This window comes from Duganella sp. GW821-FHT01E12 (genome assembly GCF_059422325.1).
Window position 1 is genome coordinate 350161 of the sequence record NZ_JBWKWR010000003.1, and the last position, 18181, is coordinate 368341.

General features: G+C 65.0%; 16 protein-coding genes. 6 read left to right on the plus strand and 10 right to left on the minus strand.

Annotation, left to right across the window (positions count from 1 at the left end; genetic code table 11):
* Nucleotides 1-29 precede the first annotated feature (29 nt).
* From AC07WS_RS11495 to AC07WS_RS11505, 3 genes are all read right to left on the minus strand, one after another.
* Entirely contained in the window at nucleotides 30-581 is a 552-nt protein-coding gene (locus AC07WS_RS11495; RefSeq protein WP_494729190.1) for a hypothetical protein, read from the minus strand.
* A 92-nt stretch (nucleotides 582-673) separates the two neighbouring features.
* Nucleotides 674-2173, minus strand: coding sequence for a MocR-like pyridoxine biosynthesis transcription factor PdxR (gene pdxR, locus AC07WS_RS11500; RefSeq protein WP_494729191.1), 1500 nt, complete (start codon nucleotides 2171-2173; stop codon nucleotides 674-676).
* Between the two features lie 7 nt (nucleotides 2174-2180).
* Complete coding sequence (locus AC07WS_RS11505; protein ID WP_494729192.1) at nucleotides 2181-2495, minus strand: hypothetical protein; 315 nt, start codon at nucleotides 2493-2495, stop codon at nucleotides 2181-2183.
* Nucleotides 2496-2675: 180 nt separating this feature from the next.
* Between AC07WS_RS11505 and AC07WS_RS11510 the strand changes: the two genes are divergently transcribed.
* The 5 genes from AC07WS_RS11510 (at nucleotide 2676) to AC07WS_RS11530 (ending at nucleotide 9485) form a co-directional block, all read left to right on the plus strand.
* Nucleotides 2676-3857, plus strand: a complete 1182-nt coding sequence (locus AC07WS_RS11510; RefSeq protein ID WP_494729193.1) for a cyanophycinase — start codon at nucleotides 2676-2678, stop codon at nucleotides 3855-3857.
* A gap of 110 nt (nucleotides 3858-3967) precedes the next feature.
* The gene (locus tag AC07WS_RS11515) at nucleotides 3968-6292 is read left to right on the plus strand and encodes a GH92 family glycosyl hydrolase (RefSeq protein ID WP_494729194.1); all 2325 of its coding nucleotides are present in this window, start codon (nucleotides 3968-3970) and stop codon (nucleotides 6290-6292) included.
* A 267-nt stretch (nucleotides 6293-6559) separates the two neighbouring features.
* A complete protein-coding gene (locus AC07WS_RS11520) occupies nucleotides 6560-7033 on the plus strand; it encodes a gluconokinase (protein ID WP_494729516.1) in 474 nt (157 codons plus the stop codon).
* 42 nt (nucleotides 7034-7075) lie between these two features.
* Nucleotides 7076-8389, plus strand: coding sequence for an MFS transporter (locus AC07WS_RS11525; RefSeq protein WP_494729195.1), 1314 nt, complete (start codon nucleotides 7076-7078; stop codon nucleotides 8387-8389).
* 31 nt (nucleotides 8390-8420) lie between these two features.
* Nucleotides 8421-9485 carry a porin gene (locus AC07WS_RS11530; protein WP_494729196.1) on the plus strand — a complete coding sequence of 355 codons (1065 nt, stop codon included), beginning with the start codon at nucleotides 8421-8423 and terminating at the stop codon, nucleotides 9483-9485.
* Between the two features lie 12 nt (nucleotides 9486-9497).
* Here the strand turns inward: AC07WS_RS11530 and AC07WS_RS11535 are convergent, their stop codons facing one another.
* From AC07WS_RS11535 to AC07WS_RS11560, 6 genes are all read right to left on the minus strand, one after another.
* Nucleotides 9498-9848, minus strand: a complete 351-nt coding sequence (locus AC07WS_RS11535) for a DUF3147 family protein (RefSeq protein WP_494729197.1) — start codon at nucleotides 9846-9848, stop codon at nucleotides 9498-9500.
* A 24-nt stretch (nucleotides 9849-9872) separates the two neighbouring features.
* Nucleotides 9873-10244 (minus strand): glyoxalase superfamily protein, encoded by a 372-nt coding sequence (locus AC07WS_RS11540; RefSeq protein WP_494729198.1) that lies wholly within the window; start codon nucleotides 10242-10244, stop codon nucleotides 9873-9875.
* 50 nt (nucleotides 10245-10294) lie between these two features.
* The gene (ppk2, locus tag AC07WS_RS11545; RefSeq protein ID WP_494729199.1) at nucleotides 10295-11215 is read right to left on the minus strand and encodes a polyphosphate kinase 2; all 921 of its coding nucleotides are present in this window, start codon (nucleotides 11213-11215) and stop codon (nucleotides 10295-10297) included.
* A 14-nt stretch (nucleotides 11216-11229) separates the two neighbouring features.
* Entirely contained in the window at nucleotides 11230-12828 is a 1599-nt protein-coding gene (locus AC07WS_RS11550) for an inorganic phosphate transporter (protein WP_494729200.1), read from the minus strand.
* Between the two features lie 785 nt (nucleotides 12829-13613).
* The gene (locus tag AC07WS_RS11555; RefSeq protein WP_494729201.1) at nucleotides 13614-14990 is read right to left on the minus strand and encodes a wax ester/triacylglycerol synthase family O-acyltransferase; all 1377 of its coding nucleotides are present in this window, start codon (nucleotides 14988-14990) and stop codon (nucleotides 13614-13616) included.
* A 46-nt stretch (nucleotides 14991-15036) separates the two neighbouring features.
* Nucleotides 15037-16584 carry an SDR family oxidoreductase gene (locus AC07WS_RS11560; RefSeq protein WP_494729202.1) on the minus strand — a complete coding sequence of 516 codons (1548 nt, stop codon included), beginning with the start codon at nucleotides 16582-16584 and terminating at the stop codon, nucleotides 15037-15039.
* Between the two features lie 312 nt (nucleotides 16585-16896).
* On the opposite strand from AC07WS_RS11560, the gene AC07WS_RS11565 reads away from it, so the two are divergent.
* Nucleotides 16897-17088 (plus strand): hypothetical protein, encoded by a 192-nt coding sequence (locus AC07WS_RS11565; RefSeq protein WP_494729203.1) that lies wholly within the window; start codon nucleotides 16897-16899, stop codon nucleotides 17086-17088.
* A gap of 97 nt (nucleotides 17089-17185) precedes the next feature.
* Here the strand turns inward: AC07WS_RS11565 and AC07WS_RS11570 are convergent, their stop codons facing one another.
* Nucleotides 17186-18181 carry a 2-dehydropantoate 2-reductase gene (locus AC07WS_RS11570; RefSeq protein WP_494729204.1) on the minus strand — a complete coding sequence of 332 codons (996 nt, stop codon included), beginning with the start codon at nucleotides 18179-18181 and terminating at the stop codon, nucleotides 17186-17188.

The window sequence follows — 18181 nt, forward strand, 5'->3', positions numbered from 1 at the left end:
GATCGGTGAGGGCGGCAAGATGCATTTGTCTATCTCAAGCGCGTCAGGTAGGCTTTGAACACGGGAGCCCAGGTGCTGCCGCCGTCCCGCGAATAGGCGATTTCATAGCGGTGCGAATTGGCGGTGATGTCCGACCAGACGCCACGCGCGAGCATGGTGCGTCCGTCGCGCTTCACCGTTGCGTAGAATTCGCCGCGGCCGTCCTTGAACTCGCCGATCTCCGGCCCGTCCACTTCGGCACTGTCGGCGTCGATGTAGGACTGGCTCCATTGGCCCGACTTCCGGTTGTACAGGAACAGCGTGGCGCCCTTCCAATTTCCTTCGGGGCCGTTGACGTCGAGTTCCTCGATCCAGCCGCTGCCGCCCCACAGCGCTGTCGCCGTCTTGGTGCCGTCGGAGGTTTCGCTCTTGTTGCCGCCGTCAAAGGGATTCAGCACGCGGGTAATGTGCGTGTGCCAGACGCCGCGTGCAAAGTCGAAATCATGGGCGCCGTCGCGCCTGGCCTGGGCATGGGCCGGCAGGGACAGCGAAGCCAGAACACCGGTGTATGCCAATACGCGGCCCAGTTGCATCAGTTTCATGGTTGCCTCTATGTGGTTTAGGTAGCCCACTATAGGAGCGGCCGAAGGTGGCGGGAAGCGCCACTTCGAGCAAAATATACTGGGCCACTTGCTCAGGCGGCGCCCGACAGGGCAAGGCGCAGCAGCGCCATGCCGTGCCGTATCTGGGCCAGGTCGACCGCGCCGTAGCCAAACACCAGGCCTGGCCGCTTGAGCGGGCCGCAATAGTATCGGTCCAGCGTATGCAGCTTGACGTTGTGCGCCCGCAGCGCCAGTGTCACCCGTTCGAGATCGACGGGCACCTTGGCAAAGACTGCTATGTGCATGCCGTAAAACGAGGGCAGGGGATCGAGCCATGGCGCGAGTTCTGCGCGCAGCAGCTCGAGCAGCAGCCGCCGGCGCTTTTTGTAGATATCGCGCACCTTGCGCACGTGATGGCTCAGGTGCCCTTCGCCGATGAAGCCGGCCACGGCCAGCTGGACCGGCGTCGAGCAGTGCCAGTCGAGGCAATTCTTGGCGGCGGTCAGCGTCGACATGGCCCAGTCGGGGGCTATGATGTAGCCCAGCCGCAGCGCCGGCAGCATGCATTTTGAAAAAGTGCCGACGTAGAACACGCTGGCGGCGGCGTCGGCCGTCCTGAGCGCTTCCATCGGACTGCCGCCGAAACGGAACTCGCCATCGTAGTCGTCTTCGACGATGACGGCGCCGTGGCGGCGGGCAAACGCCAGCAGCGCGGCGCGGCGGCGCATGGACATGGCCACGCCCAGCGGGAACTGGTGGGACGGGGTCACGCAGATCACTCCCGCGTCGGCGGGAATGGCGCCCGTGAGCAGCCCTTCCTCGTCCACGCCGACCGGCACCAGCCGGGCGCCCGCCGCGGCGAAGGCCGCGCGCATCGGCGGATAGCCGGGGTCTTCGATGGCAACCACGGTTTGATTGGGAATCACCAGCGTCCTGGCCAGCAGGTCGAACGCCTGCTGTGCGCCGGAGGTGACCAGGACGCTGTCGGGCCCGCTGACGACGGCGCGGGTGAGCCCGATATGGTTGACGATGGCTTCGCGCAGGCGGTAGTTGCCCTGGTTGCCCTGGGCGCTCTTCAACACGGCCGGTTTCCGTTCGAGCCCGCGCAATTGTTTGGCGCTGATGCGGCGGAACACTTCATGCGGAAACAGCCTGGAATCCACCAGGGCCGGACGGAAGTCCACCAGCCCGGCGTCGGGCGGCGCAAGCGGCTCGGCCGGCTGGTCTTGCCAGAAGCCCATGGCGTGCTTGATGTCCGGACTCAGCCAGAGTGGGTTGAGGCGCGGATCCGGCGTGCCGGCAAGCGCCTGCCGTTCCAAGGGAGCAGGCATCATCGTGCGCTCGGCTACATAGGTCCCCGAGCCGCGCCGCGCCACGACCAGTCCTTTCTGCAGCAGCTTGTCGTAGACCTCAAGGACCGTGTTGCGCGACACGCGGAAGATGGCCTGCGAACGCCGGGTCGGCGGCAACTGCGCGCCGGCGACCAGGCGCCCGTCGAGAATGGCCGCTTCGAGCTGGCGATACAGCGTCTTCGAGGTCTCGCGGCCGCCGCCCGTTTCCAGATTGAGCAGGACCTCAAACAAGGTGTCCATCGCGTCTTTACTTCGGGCCTGCCTGGCTTTCCGCCGCCATCGCATGCTGCGCCTGTTCCCTTGCCTTGGCGCGGCGCCGTTCGGCTTCTTCGATTTGCGCGATCTGCCGTTCCAGCAATTGGATGGTGCGCTCGACGTCGATGATTTCCTTGGACAGCTGCAGGCGCACTGCCGGATCTGGTTCGTTCATCATCTGCTTCTGCAGTTGCGCCACCCGTTTGCGCAGCGTTTTGATCTGCTTGAGGAGCATGTTGATCTGGTCCTGAGCGCTGACGCCCAGTTCCATTCTGCGCGCGCTGCCCGATGTGACGCTGGTTACCATGACTGTTCCCTGGTTGGTTTTTAATCATGGTAGTCGATTTTGCATGTAACTTCCACTCGTGTGAAAATGGGACGTCAAACTCGTCAAAAATATAAGTATGCTTACGGTCTTTGGAAAGGGGAGGGTTGGATGGGCAGCAAGGGATTGGCAGGCAGGATGATGCGGTTTTGGTTTGTTCTGATGATTTGCCTGGCCTGGGGCGCGCCCGCCGGCGCCGCGGAGCTTGCGCCGCAAGGCACGCTGGTTATAGTCGGAGGGGCGCTGCGGGCGGATAACGCGGTGGTCTGGCAGCGGGTGGTGCAACTGGCCGGGGGCGCCGGAGCGCGCATCGCGGTGATGCCGTCGGCCGCCGCCTATCCCGAACGCTCCGGCGCCAATCTGGCCGCTTGCCTGAACCGCTACGGCGCGTCGGCGTTTGTGGTGCCGCTGGCGGTGCGGTTGGCGGACCGCGATTACCGGCGCGATGCCGAAGACGAGAAGCTGGCGCGTTCCATCCGCGCATCCGCCGGCGTCTATTTTGCCGGTGGCGACCAGGCATTGATCACGCAAGCGCTGGTGCGTCCGGACGGCAGCCGCACCGCCGTGCTGGAGGCGATATGGGATGTGTACCGGCGCGGCGGCGTCGTCGCCGGCAGCAGCGCCGGGGCGGCGATCATGAGCAGCACCATGTACTACAACGCCAAAACCGTGTTCGGCACGCTGGCCCAGGGCGTCAACGACGGGCGCGAACTGGCGCCGGGACTGGGCTTCATCGGCAACGACGTTTTCGTCGACCAGCACCTGCTGGCGCGCGGGCGCTTTGCCCGCATGCTGCCGGCCATGCTGAAGAAGGGCTACAAGCTGGGACTGGGCGTCGATGAAAACACGGCGATGGTGATCAACTCGGCGCGCGAGGTCGAGGTGCTCGGCTACCAGGGTGCGCTGCTGCTGGACTTGTCGCAGGCCGCTGTCGATCCGGGCGCCAGGGATTTCAACATCTCCAATGTGCGCATCAGCTATCTGGATCGCGGCGACCGCTACAACCTTGTGAGCCGCCAGTTCACGCCTTCGGCCGACAAGGTCGAGGGCAGGGTCGATCCGCAAAAGCCCGCATTGAGGACGCCGGTCTACACCACCGACATCCTGGGCCACAACGCCGTGCTGGTGCTGATGGAAAAGCTGATCGACAATGCGCAGACCGAGGCCACCGGCATCGCCACCGCCGAGCCGGGCGAGGCGCGCCAGGAGCTGGGTTTCGAGTTCAGGTTCAGCCGCCTGGCGGACAGCGTCGGCTACGCGTCGGCCACCACGGAGGGCTATTCGATACTCAACCTGCGGCTCGATGTGCGGCCGCTGCAAATCACCCGGCCATGGTATAAATAAGCTGGCTGTTTAGCGGATGCGCTAAACAAGCGGCTATCAAGGCGGCATCCGGTTGACCGGTGCGGCGTACGGCGCTATAACGTCGGATCGACCTCACAACTGGAAGCCGTATGTTCGCGACTAAATTGCTGGCAGCCGGCGCGCTCGCGCTGGTTTCGACTCTTCCCGCAGCGGCGGCGCCAGCGGCTTCTCCCGCCGCCGCCGTCGATGTCTTCATCGGCACCGGCGGCGACGGCCACACCTTCCCCGGCGCGGCGCGGCCGTTCGGCATGATCCAGCTGAGTCCAGACACGCAGGTGCGCCCGTTCCGCCAGAGCTACCCCTGGGCCGCCGGCTACCGCTACGAGGACGACAGCATCCTGGGCTTCTCGCACACGCACTTCTCCGGCACCGGCCACTCGGACCTCGGCGACCTGCTGCTGATGCCCTACAGCGGCGAGACCAAGCTGGAACCGGGCTATCCCGAGCGGCCCTTCAGCGGCTACCGCTCGCGCTTCCGGCATCAGGACGAACATGCGGAGCCGGGATACTACGCGGTCAAGCTGATGGACAACGAGGTCGATGTCGAACTGACCGCCAGCGAGCGCGTTGGCCTGCACCGCTACCGCTACGCCAGAGGCGCGGCGGCCAAGGTGATCCTGGACCTGCGCAGCAGCATCTACGACTACAAGGCCAAGAACCTGTGGTCGCGCCTGCGCGTGCGCGACAACACGCTGATCACCGGCATGCGCGAGACGCGCGGCTGGGCGGCTGGCCGGCAGTTGTACTTCGCGGTCGCGTTCTCGCATCCGCTGACGTCGCGCGCGCTGCGCAACATGGAGGCGGACGTCGAATACAAGGGCTTCGCGGGTCCGGGCAGCGGACCTGGCGACAAGGCCATGGTCGAAGGCAAGGCGCTGGTCGGCGCCCTGGACTTCGGCGTGCCGGCGGACGGGCAGCTGGAAGTGAAGGTGGCGATATCGGCCGTCAGCGAGGAGGGCGCGATCGCCAACCTGGGCGAGATGCCCGGCTGGGACTTCGACGCCGAACGCGCCAAGGCGTCCGCCGCGTGGAACGAGGCGCTGGGCGCGGTGGCGATCGAGGCGGCGCCCGATATGCGCAAGATGGTCTACACGGCGCTGTACCACAGCATGCTTGCTCCCAGCCTGTTCATGGACCGCGACGGCCGCTATCGTGGGCCGGACAACGAGGTGCACCAGGCGCAGGGCTTCCGCTTCCACTCGACCTTCTCGCTGTGGGACACCTACCGCGCGCTGCATCCCTTGCTGACGCTGATCCAGCCGGAGCAGCGCAATGTGGACTTCGTCCGTTCGCTGATCGAATCGCAGAAGGCCAGCCCGTACGGCATCCTGCCGGTGTGGCAGTTCCACGGGCTGGAGACGTGGTGCATGATCGGCTACCACGCGGTGCCGGTGATCGCGGACGCCTACATGAAGGGCTTGAAGGGCTTCGACGCCGACGAGGCCTTGAAGGCGATGACCAGCAGCGCGGAATATGGCCCGTACGGCGGCCTTCAGCACTACATGAAGCTGGGCTACGTGCCCATCGACCTGGAGCCGGAGGCGGCATCGAAGACGGTGGAATACGCCTTCGACGACTGGACCATCGCCCGCATGGCCGAGAAGATGGGGCGCAAGGATATCGCCGCGCGCTACTACAAGCGGGCGCAGAACTACCGCAATTCCTTCGACACCAAGACCGGCTTCCTGCGCGCGAAGAAGTCCGATGGCACCTTCCGCGAACCGTTCGATCCGGTGCTGTCGAACTTCGGCAGCGACTACACGGAGGGTAGCGCATGGCAGTATTCCTGGTATATGCCGCACGATAACGCGGGCCTGATCAAGATGCTGGGCGGCGACGCGGCCTTGCAGAACAAGATAGACATGATGTTCGACGCTAAGGTCGACGAGAAGGTGTATGCGCACATGGAGGACATCTCCGGCCTGATCGGCCACTACGCGCATGGCAACGAGCCGTCGCATCACGTGGCCTACCTGTACAACTACGCCGGCGCGCCGTGGAAGACGCAGCAGCGGTTGACGCAGGTGGTGGCGTCGCAGTACAGCACCACGCCGGCCGGGCTGTCCGGCAACGACGACCTGGGGCAGATGTCCGCGTGGCTGGCCTTTACGGCGCTGGGTTTCTATCCGGTGGCGCCGGGCAGCAACGAGTATGTGATCGGCCGTCCTTTCCTCGACAAGGCCGTGCTGAATCTGCCGAACGGTAAGGTCTTCACCATCCGCAGCGTGGGCCTGAGCGCGGAGAATGTCTACGTCGCCGGCGTGACCCTGAACGGCAAGCCGCTGGCGCAGACTTTCCTGCGCCACGAGCAGATCACCGCTGGCGGCGAGCTGGTCTTCACGATGTCCAGCAAGCCCGATACCGCCTGGGGCAAGGGCGCCGCCGCGCGGCCCTACACGCAGACGGCGTATTGAACGGTTCGATCCCGGCCAGTCCGTCGGCCGGTAGCCGGCCCTCCTGTTTTTCGGTTGATAGCGCTATCATCACCAATCGGAATTTTCAAGCCCGGCCGAGGCCAGGTCGCTGAATTCCGCTCCAACGTCCCCGCATCGCCACACTTGCTGCGCCGCAGCATGAATAATTCTTTACAAAAATCGCTCAGCCGCTACACTGCATCACATGTTAGCGCTAACAAATCAGGGGCATGTGTGGACAAGAAAGCAGTTAATCGTTGGGTTGTCATGGGCGTCAGTGGCTGCGGCAAGAGCGAGATCGGTTCGCGCCTCGCCGCCGAGCTTGGCTACGCCTTTCTGGAGGGCGACAGTTTTCATCCACCGGAAAACGTCGCCAAGATGTCGTCCGGCATTCCGCTCAACGACGACGACCGCGCCGGCTGGCTGCTGACGCTGCAGGGCAAGATCCGCGAAGCGAAGCAGCGGGGCGAGGGACTGGTGTTGTCCTGCTCGTCCCTCAAGCGCCGCTATCGCGACCTGCTGCGCGAGGGCGATCCGGAGTTGCGCTTCGCTCACCTCAGCGGTGAGCGGGGCCTGATCGAAAGCCGCATGCAAGCGCGCGCCGGCCACTACATGCCCGCCAGCCTGCTCGACAGCCAGTTGCGCGACCTTGAACCTTTGCAGGCCGACGAAGCCGGCCTGCGCCTGGACCTGACCTTGCCGCCACAGCAGCTGGTCAGCCTTATTTTGCAACACCCTTAGCCGCAGCAATAGCGTGCAATCCATAATTTCACTGGAGATAACATGAAAACAGGCACTACAACAAAAATTCCGAAACGGCGCTGGGGCATAGGCGCCTTGCTGGGCGTCGGCGTCCTCATCAACTACATCGACCGCATCGGCCTGTCCGTGGCCGCGCCGCAGATCAAGGAATTGTTCAACCTGACGCCGGTCGAACTGGGCCTGCTGTTCAGCGCCTTCGCCTGGTCCTACTCGCTGCTGCAAATCCCGGTCGGCATGGTGATGGACCGCTTCGGCCCCACCAGGGTCGGACGCTGGGGCGCCTTCCTGTGGGGCCTGGCCGCCACCATCACCGCCTTCTCCAGCGGCTTCGCGGGCATTTTCGCGGCGCGCATCCTGCTGGGCATCGCCGAGGCGCCGGCCTTCCCGGTCAGCGCCAAGGCCACCGGCTACTGGTTCCCGCGCAACGAGCGCGGCATGGCCACCGCGATCTTCGACGCCGCCGCCAAGTTCTCCAATGTGATCGGCGTGCCCCTGCTGGCGCTGACCATCGTCACCTTCGGCTGGCGCTGGGGCTTCGGCTTGACCGTCCTCCTGAGCTTCAGCTACTTCATCGCCTTCTATGTGCTGTACCGCGATCCCAGCGCCGATCCAAGGCTGAGCAAGCAGGAACTGCGCTACATCCAGGAAGGCGGCGCCGCGCCGGAAGGTCCGTCCGAGGCGGGCGCCTTGAACATGCTGGGCTACCTGCTGACCAAATCCAAGATATGGGGCCTGACCATCGGCTTCGCGGCCTACGGCTACTCCTTCTACCTGTTCCTGACCTGGCTGCCGGGCTACCTGGTGCAGACCATGCACATGAGCATACTGAAATCGGCCGGCTTCGCCGCGATACCGTGGGCGGTGGCAACCGTGGCCGACCTGTTCGTGGGCGGCTGGCTGATCGACCACCTGATCTCGCGCGGCAAGAACGAATCGCTGGTGCGCAAGGGCGTGCTGGTGTGCGGCATGGTGCTGGGCCTGGCCGTGTTCGGCGCCACGCAGACCACCGATCCGGTGTGGGCCATCTTCTGGATCTCGATCGCGCTGGGCGGCCTGGCTTCGGCGGCGCCGGTGGGCTGGTCGCTGCCGTCGCTGATCGCGCCGAAGGGCGGCGCCGGCACCATCGGCGGCATCATGAACTTCGCCAACAACCTGATGGGCGCGGCGGCTCCCATCGTCACCGGCATGATCGTCGGCGCCACCAACTCGTTCACCAACGCCTTCATGGTGGCCGGCGTGATCCTGTTGATCGGCATCGTCTCCTTCGTCTTCGTCCTCGGCAAGATCGAAGCGATTCCCGACCCCGAACCGCGCGGCCTGAACCAGCCGGCGTGATGCCGACCTAATAATTCCGGAGACAATCAAAATGAAAAAACGCATTTATGCGGTGGGTGCGCTCGTCCTTACCACCTGTTCCGGCGCCGTGCTGGCGCAGAGCAACGTGACCTTCTACGGCGTGATGGACATGGGCCTTTCGCAGGACCGTGGCGGCATCGCCGGCACCTCCACCCGCGCCACCAGCGGCATGGCGACCCAGAGCCGCTGGGGCTTCCGCGGCAGCGAAGACCTGGGCGGCGGCATGAACGCCTTCTTCGTCATCGAAGGCGGCATACACGCGGACACCGGCAGCTCGACGCAGAACAACACGCTGTTCGGCCGCACCAGCATCGTCGGCCTGGGCGGCCGGTACGGCGCGGTGTCGATCGGCCTGCAGGACACGCCGCTGTTCACCACGCTCAACACGATAGTCGACCCGCTGCGCAACGGCATCGCGCGCTCCAACAACCTGATGGCGGCGACCGGCTTCCGGGCTGGCAATTCGGTGCTATACCGCACGCCGACCGTCAACGGCTTCAGCGCCGACGCCATGTATGTGGCGGGCGAGGTGGCGGGCGACCAGAGCGCCAGCCGCGCCTTGGGCGGCTCGTTCGGCTACGTCAACGGGCCGTTCACCATCCGCCTGGCCTACCACAACAAGAACAACGACACAGCGACGTTGAAGAACACCACTTCCGCACGCAATACGCTGCTGGGCGCGAACTATGATTTCGGCCCGGCGAAAGCCTTTTTCGGCTACGGCGTCGACAAGGGCTTGAATAGCGCGACGCTCAATAGTTCGGCGGTAAACTTCGAGGGGCCGGCGCCGGTCGCGTCTACGGACAGCACCGACATGCTGCTCGGCGTGTCGGCGCCGTTCGGCTTCAGCACGGTGGTGGCGACTTACATCCGCAAGAACGACCGCGGCGCGCGCAAGCAGGATGCGCAGCAGTACGCGCTGGCCTATATGTACGCGTTCTCGCGGCGCACCGACGTCTACACCTCGTACGCGCTGATCCGCAACCACAACGGCGCGGGCTACACGGAAGGCAACAGCGAGGAACCGGGCATCGGCAACCGCCAGCTCACGGTGGGCTTGCGCCACCGCTTCTGATCACGGCGGGTATCACAGCAACTCGATGCCGAAGCGCCGCACCAGCAGCGCGAACAGCCCGAAGCAGACGATCGTGATGACGACGCAAGCCAGCAGGGTCGGCCAGAAACCGATCCGTGGCAATAGCGTCGGAAAGGCCAGGAACATCGGCAGCGTGGGCACCACGTACCAGAAGGTGTACCACGCGTGATTGGCGATTTTCTGCTCGGGCTGTTTTTCGACATACAGCCAGATCAGCGCGAGCAGCGTCACCAGCGGCAGCGACGCGATCAGGCCGCCGAGGCGGTCGCTGCGCTTGGCGAACTCGGAGACCGCCACGACCACCGCTGAAGTCAGCAGGTATTTGATGAAGAGCCAGGCCATGGGCCGTCCTTAAAGAGCGCGATTTTACGCATCATTGTCCGTGCCGACAAATGTCAGCCGGTTGCCGGAGGGGTCTTTGATCGACATTTCGCGGCTGCCCCAAGGCATGGCTTCGATGGCGGGGCGGGCATGTTTGTACTGCTTGGCGATCAGCTGGGCGTGGTAGGCATCCAGGCCGCTGGTGGCGATGCGGACGGCGGCGCCCGGACTGCAATCGCCGAAATGCCCGGTCAGATGCAGGACGCAGCCGTCCCTGGACACTTGCAGGTACAGCGGCAAGCCCGGTTCGAAGCGATGTTCCCAGTCGATAGTGAAGCCGAGGAAGTCGACGTAGAACGCGCGCGACTGCGCTTCGTCGAAGCTTCTCAGGATGGGGGTGACGTGGCCGAGTCGCATGCCGATCTCCTAACATAGTCGATCGGCCAACTTTAGCACAGCGCCGCAGCTCAGTACACTTCCGGCACGATGATCTCGGCCGGCACCGGGCGGCGTACGTAGTCGTCGTGGTACTCGCGTTCCGGCAGCTGGATCGCCGGATGCTCCACCTCCACATACGGCATCTGCTCCAGCAGGTGGTGGATGCAGTTCAGGCGCGCCTTCTTCTTGTCCACGCCTTGCACCACCCACCATGGCGCTTCCGGAATGTGGGTGCGCTCCAGCATGATCTCCTTGGCCTTGGTGTACTCCTCCCAGCGGCGGCGCGATTCCAGGTCCATCGGGCTCAGTTTCCACTGCTTGAGCGGATCGTGGATGCGGCCCAGGAAGCGGGCGTTCTGTTCCTCGTCGGAGATCGAGAACCAGTACTTGATCAGCTGGATGCCCGAGCGGGCCAGCATGCGCTCGAATTCCGGCACGGTCTGGAAGAACTCCTCGTACTGGTCGTCGCTGCAGAAGCCCATCACGCGCTCGACGCCGGCGCGGTTGTACCAGCTTCGGTCGAACAGCACGATCTCGCCGGCGGCCGGCAGGTGCGACACGTAGCGCTGGAAGTACCACTGCGTGCGTTCGCGGTTGTTCGGCGCCGGCAGCGCGGCCACGCGGCACACGCGCGGATTGAGGCGCTGCACGATGCGCTTGATCACGCCGCCCTTGCCGGCGGCGTCGCGGCCCTCGAACAGTATCACCACCTTGTGGCCGGTGTGGACCACCCAGTCCTGCAGCTTGACCAGCTCCGCCTGCAGGCGGAACAGCTCGCGGAAATACTGGCGGCGGGCTTCCTTGGCCGCTTCGCTGCGCTCGGAGACCAGCACTTCGCGTGTGACCGGATCGATCTCGCGGTCTTCCAACTCCATCTCCAGCTCTTCGTCGTAGCTGTCGGTCAGTTCGCGCTGCACGCGCTCCATCAAATCGGTTTCATTCAGTCGCATGGTGCGTCCTTGGTTCAGAAAATGTGGGAGAACAGCCAGAACAGCGAACCCGATAACAGGATCGCGGCCGGCAGCGTCAGCACCCAGGCCATGGCCAGGTTGCGGACGGTGGACCATCGCAGGCCGGAGCGGTTGGCCGCCATGGTGCCGGCCACGCCGGAAGACAGCACGTGCGTGGTCGATACCGGCATGCCGTACATGTCGGCTGCGCCGATGGTCAGCATCGCCACCAGTTCGGCCGACGCGCCCTGCGCGTAGGTCAGGTGCGACTTGCCGATCTTCTCGCCGACGGTGACGACGATGCGCTTCCAGCCGACCATGGTGCCCAGGCCCAGCGCGATCGCCACCGCCACCTTGACCCACAGCGGAATGAACTTGGTGGCGTCGTCGAGCTGCTGCTTGAACGCCTTCAGGTTGGCGGCAGTGTCGGGGTCGAAGGGCAGGGCGCGGGTCTTGTCCATCACGCGCATGGTTTCCGCCGCCAGGTACATATCGTTGCGGACGTTGCTCACGGTCTCGGCCGGGACCTTGGCCAGCGAGCCATGCTGCCTGACGGCCTGGCCGATGTCGCCGATCAGCGCGCCGAGCGCGGGCACCACGGCCGGCGTCATCGCCTTGCTGCGGATGTAGGCCGACAGCGCAGGGTGCGGATCGGCCACCGGCGCCGCGCCGGCCGGCATGTATTTTTGCAGCGACTGCTGCGTGACCTGGGCCACGGCCACGAACTGCGTGACCTGGTCGGCCGGCAGCGCGCGGTTCAGCGCATAAGCCATCGGCACGGTGCCGACCAGGATCAGCATGATCAAGCCCATGCCCTTCTGGCCGTCGTTGGAGCCGTGCGCGAAGGACACGCCGGTGCAGGTGAGGATCAGCAGGCCGCGGATGTACCACGGCGGCGGTGTGTTGCCGGCCGGCGCCTCGTACAGCTCGCGGCGTTTGACGAGGGCGCGCAGCGCCAGCAGCAGCATGGCGGCGCAGCCGAAACCGACCAGCGGCGACAGCAGCAGCGAGTAGCCGACCTTGGCCGCCTGCGCCCAATCGACGCCGCTGGTGCCGTCGCGCCCGTGCATCATGGCGTTGGCGATGCCGACGCCGAGGATGGAGCCGATCATGGTGTGCGAGGACGATGCCGGCAGGCCGAGCGCCCAGGTGCCCAGGTTCCAGACGATGGCGGCGATCAGCAGCGCGAACACCATCGCGAAGCCGGAGCTCGAACCGACCTGCAGTATCAGCTCCACCGGCAGCAGCGAGATGATGCCGAACGCGACCGCGCCGCTGGAGGTCAGCACGCCGAGGAAGTTGAAGCAGCCGGACCAGACCACGGCGGCGTTGGCCGGCATGGAGTTGGTGTAGATGACGGTGGCGACGGCGTTGGCGGTGTCGTGGAAGCCGTTGACGAATTCGAAGCCGAGGGCGATCAGCAGGGCCAGGCCGAGCAGCATGTAGGGCAGCCAGCTGGTGGCGACCGGGCCGGCCTCGGTGACGTCGGAGCGCAGGCTGTAGGCGCTGAACAGCAGGCCCGCCACCAGCAGCACGACGAAGATCAGGGCGGTGACGGGAGTGTTCTTGCTGTCGGCGGGACTGACGCGCGCCGGTTGGACGACCGTATTCATGCCATGCAGCTCCAGTGTGAAAGTGGTAGCTGAATGTACTTGTCGAATATGACGGAGGTATGACGACAGTTGTAGCAATGGTGTCGAAAGTTACAATGTGCGACTATTTTATTTTGAAGTCACGGTATAGTTCTTCATTCAAGTAGTGGAATGTATAACAGCCATTTAGTCGTTAAAGATCAAAAAATGAAATCGCGAACTACATCCTTAGCTACTGCGCAAACATAGGAAGATAAGCGCCTTGAGCGCCTTTACGACTACACGAAATTTCATATTGGGATTTACCTGTCGTCGGCGAGCGGTTTAGTTGCAGTTATAGGGGCGCTGGCAAGCGAAAAAGGTGGTGAATTCCTTGTGGCGCTAGTCGGGTCGCCGCTATTTCTAGGGCTGAGCTTATTCTTTATGATTGCCGCAGGTGCGTGCGGAGGTGTTGTGGCGACATCGGTAACTGAATCAAAAACCTTTGAGGAATTTTGGCAATCCGCACAGGGACCTTCATGGTGGAAATCTGGTCCTAGCGGCTCGCGGTGGGTGGGTGCTGAACATTTCTTTTTCTGGTTAAGTCTTGCTTGCCTGATTATCACAGTTCTCGCTAAACGAGGGACTATACATTGGCTTCTGAAGGTTGCGATTGGTTAGTTTTAATTTGTTCGAAATTGAATATCCGTAACGGGCGCTTCCTTCACCGCGCGGCCCCTGATTCAATGATTTGACGGGCAAGGGCCGGCGGCGCTGCTTTCCTGCGGGCGCACGGCCGGGGCCTGCCCCTTGTCTCCCGGAGCGGATTAGCGGGCGTGTGCTACCGGGACGCCCGCCATGCCGGCGTCGCTGGTTTCCTGGGGCGTTTCTGCCGGTGCCGTGCGGGTGGCCAGCTCCAGTTCCTCGAAGGCGTCGTAGGTCAGCGCCATCAGGCGTTCCGGGTCGGGCACCAGGTCGGTGTCGACGAACAGGGCCAGCTGGATTTGTCCTGCGTACGAGATGAACGCCAAGCCCACGCCCAGCTTGCCCGCCTGCGGCACCCAGCAAATCAAATCCGTCATGCGCGAGCCGGCCAGGTAACGGCGGCTGCCCGGGCCTTCGATATTGGTCAGCACCACCGAGCCCTTGGACGTGAACAGGTTCAGCGCGAAGTGCTGCAGCGCGGTCGGCAGGCAGCCTGCGATCGACAGGAAGGCCATCGTGGCGCGCGGCTGGTGCGATCGCTTGATGGCGGTCATGCGTTCGCTGGACTGGCGCAGGCGCATGCAGGGATCGTCCACATTGGTCGGCAGGTCCACCGCCACCAGGCCGAACTCGTTCCCGAGCTGGAAGGCGTTGGCCTTCTCGCGCAGGTTGAAGGTGACGGCAGCGCGCAGCGCGCGGCCGTCGGGACGCTGTCCGCGCTCGCCCAGGTACTGGCGCAGCGCGCCGGAGACGGCCGCCACCCACACATCGTTCAGGGTCACGCCCATGCGCTTGGACATGGCGCGCACACGGTCCATCTCCAGCGGCGGCAGCCACACCAGCTGTTTGGCGCCCGTCATCGGCGCCTTGAACTGGCTGCGCGCGTCGGGCCACAGCACCGACAGCCGCGCCACGTGGAAGGCGATCTTCAGCCACGACACGCCGCGCGCCACCGCCGAGCACACAGCGTTGTGCGCCACCGTGGCGCGGTGCGGATGGCCGACCGGCGAGGGTGTGCGCCCATGCACGCCGTTGTCGTCGGTCAGATGATTGAGCACGTGCACCAGCCCCAGGCCGTCGGTGATGCAGTGGTGGACGCGGAACACGATGGCGTGCCAGTCGTTGACGCGGTCCAGCACCGTCATATGCCACATCGGCCGGTCGCGCTCCAGCGGCAGGTGGGCGATGCGGGTCATGTGGCCCTGCAGCTCTTCGCGGCTGACGTCCCGCGCCATCCGTTCCAGCTTGATGTGCTGGGCGATGTCGAACTGCTCGTCCTCGACCCAGTGCGGGCGTCCGTGGCGCCGCACCACCTTCTGCGTGAAGCGCGGGTAGTTGGGCAGGCGCAGGCCGATGGTCGAGATCAGCCGCTCCATGTCGACCGCGCCTTCGAACAGCAGGATGCTGTTGATGACCATCAGGTTCTTGTCGGTGTCCATGCGGTGCCACGCATAGTCGCGACGTGTCATTGCCGCCGGTGCTGCGGTTGGTTTGCTCATGTGATGCTGTCTCCTCATGCGGCGCCGGATCTTTGCCGGCATCCGCTTATATTTTTACCGGTCTTGCTTCTGTCTCTGCCACGGGCGCCGCCGCTGCTGCCGCCGCCTCCGCCGACTTCGGTGAGCGCGGCCGCAACGCATAGCGGTTCAGGCCCGTCATGTGGATGCGGCACAGGTAGTCCGGCCAGTCGATGACGGCCGGATCGACCGCGTAGCGCGCCCGGTCTTCGCTGCCGAAGCGCCGCGCCAGCGCCATCAGCGATTTGTTATGGAACACGTAGCGCGGCGCGGTGTAGAACGAGAACGTCAGCGCCAGCAGCTGCGTGGTACGCAGCGCTTCGAGCTTGGGCGAGTCGCCCGCGCCCAGCAGGCGGCGCACGCCGCTCCAGGCGGTCGCGCCGAGGCTCATGGCCCGCAGCATCAACAGGAAGACCGGGCGGCTGACGACGCGGAAGCCGTGTTTGGGCTCGTTGTAGAACAGCCGTTCGTAGTTGCGCCAGTTGCGCTGCGATTCGGTCTGGAACAGTTCGATCACGCGCCCGACCGAGATCGGATTGGCGGAACCGGTGCAGGCCTGGTAGATGCGCGTGGCGCCGCGCTCGGTCAGCGCCTCGGCGGCGGCCAGCACGATGCTGTTGGCGACCAGGTCGGCCGGCACGATGTCGACGATCTCGTTGGCCTTGGCGGGGAAGAAGCTGGTCTTGCCGCGCGCGTAGGCCAGGATGATGGCGTCGGCCACCTTGACGCCTTCGATCCAGCCCGGCGCCGGTTCCTGCAAGGTGCTTTCGATGATAGACGGGCGCACGATGGTCAGCGTCCTGCCGCGCATGGCCTGCATCGCCAGCTGCTCGCCCATCCATTTGGTGAAGGTGTAGGTATCGTTCCAGCCGTGGTAATTGGCTTCGGCGATGCCCAGTTCCGTCAGGCGGCGCGCCAGTTGTTCGGGATCGCTGGTCTCGGCCTTGACGGCGGCCACGCGGTGCTGCAGGTGTTGGAGTAAACCGTATAAATCATAATGCCCGTCGCTGTGGCGCGGAATGGCGGCGCGGGCCGGTGTGACGTTCTGCTCCAGCATGTCGCCGCGGTTGTAGCCGTTGACATAGCAGGTCGACACCTGCACCAGCGGCGCGTTGGCGGCGCGCGCCAGTTCGGCGACGTGCTGCACGCTGAGGGCGTTGATGGCCAGCGCCTCGTCCAGCGCTTCGCGGAAGTTGACGCTGGCGGCGGCGTTGATCACCAGATCGACGCGGCGCGCCAGCGCGTTGAACTCGGTCAGTTTCAGGCCGAAGCAGGGCGCGGTCACCTCGCCGGTCACGCACTCGATGCGCTCGGCGAAGAACTCGGCCAGGAAGGCCGGGCGTTCGGCGCGCAGGCGGTCGAACACGGAGGAGGTGGCGATGTCGCGTTCGAAGCGGGTGCGGGCGTCGCCGTTGGTCTTGCCGCGGCCGCCGCGTATCACCAGCACGATGCGCGCGATGTCGGGCACGCTGCGTATCAGTTTTTCCAGCACCACCTTGGCGAGGAAGCCGGTGCTGCCGGTAATCAGTACGCGCTTACCCGACAGTGCTGCGTGTACGTTCAATGCTGGTGTCATAGCGGTTTCTCAGAAACGGTGTCATTACTGCAATGAGCCGATCTTAGAGCGAAACCGGGGAGTGACTGGCGACTTTGCAGTGGCTTTGGAAGCCAAACGCATGGCTGCGCGAGTCATGCGGCGTGGGCGCCGGGGAAACTGAAATGGCCGCGTTTGCAACATTGAGGCATTTGCGCAACGCCCTATGTTCCTTGGGAACTCAGTCTGGTCTTACATCGGCCTGAGCGGCGCGCCTATACCGCGCTGTGGCCGGCTGGACGATGATGGGGAGTCGGCTACGCCGGCCTTTAGCCATTTCCACAGGAGACGATCATGACCCAGCGCCAAAAACCAGACGAGGCCAAGCAGTCGGGCACGCCAGGCTCGCAACAGAGCGGCACACGCGGCGGCAGCCAGCAGCAGAGCGTGGACACCAGCCGCACGACGAAGAACAAGGAGAACAGCGATCCGGCCCAGCGCCAGTCGGGCAGCCGCGATGAGCGGGGCAACCGCGACGAGCGTTAGGCGTCTGGCCTGGCTGGTGCCCTGCCCAGTGCGCCACCCCACCCTTGGGGAGGCTTTCGCCATGTCCGCTTGCCCGGCAAGCGCCGGGCGGACGCGCCTACGTGGGAGTGACCGGGGCCGGATACAGGCCGTGCACACGGCCGAACAAGCGGGTCAGGCCCAGCAGGGCGTCGATGTGCGGGGTGGCCAGACGCAGGCGCTGGCCGATCTCGCGCACGGACGCCACCAGCGCGTCCAGCTCCAGCGTGCGGCCCGCCTCGGCGTCCTGCAGCATGGAGCTCTTGAACGCGCCCAGCTTGCGCGTGACCAGATGGCGCTGCTCGGGCGTTTCAGCGATGTGGCAGCCGATGCGCTGGCCGATGACGGCCGCCTCGCGCATGGCGGCGCGGCAGAATTCCGCCACCAGCTGATCGTCCAGGATGCGATCCGCGGTCGCGCCGGTGATGGCCGAAACCGGGTTCAGGGTCATATTCCCCCATAATTTATACCAAATGTCGTAGCGGATATCGGCCGACACCTTGACGTCGAAGCCGGCCAGGCGCAGCAGGGCGCCCAGTTGCTGCGCGCGTTCTGAATCGCCGCCGGCCGGCTCGCCGATGATCAGGCCGTTGCCCATCTTGTGGCTGACCAGGCCGGGCGAGGGCGCCGACGTGCTGGCGTGGACCACACAGCCCAGCACCTGCCCATAAGGCAAGGCCGCCGCGATCACGCCGCCGGGGTCGACGCTGTCCAGCGGCGCGTCGCCGATGGCGGGAACGCCCTGTCCAAACCACCAGGGGACGCCGTTCATGGCCGGCAGGATCAGGGTATGAGGCCCGATCAGCGGGGCGATCTGCTGCGCCACGGCGGCCAGCGCCTGGCCTTTGACGGCGATGACGACCACGTCCTGCGGCCCCAGATCGGCCGCATGGTCGCTGGCGCGGGCGGGCGCTTGGGACAGGACGTCGCCTTCTTGCAGGCGCCAGCCATGTAAGCGCAGCGCGGCGAGGGTGTCGCCGCGCGCGTAGGCGCTCAGCTCGCAGGCCTGGGCCACGGCCAGACGCGCGCCGATAAAACCGCCGATGGCGCCGGCACCGACTATGCATACCTTCAT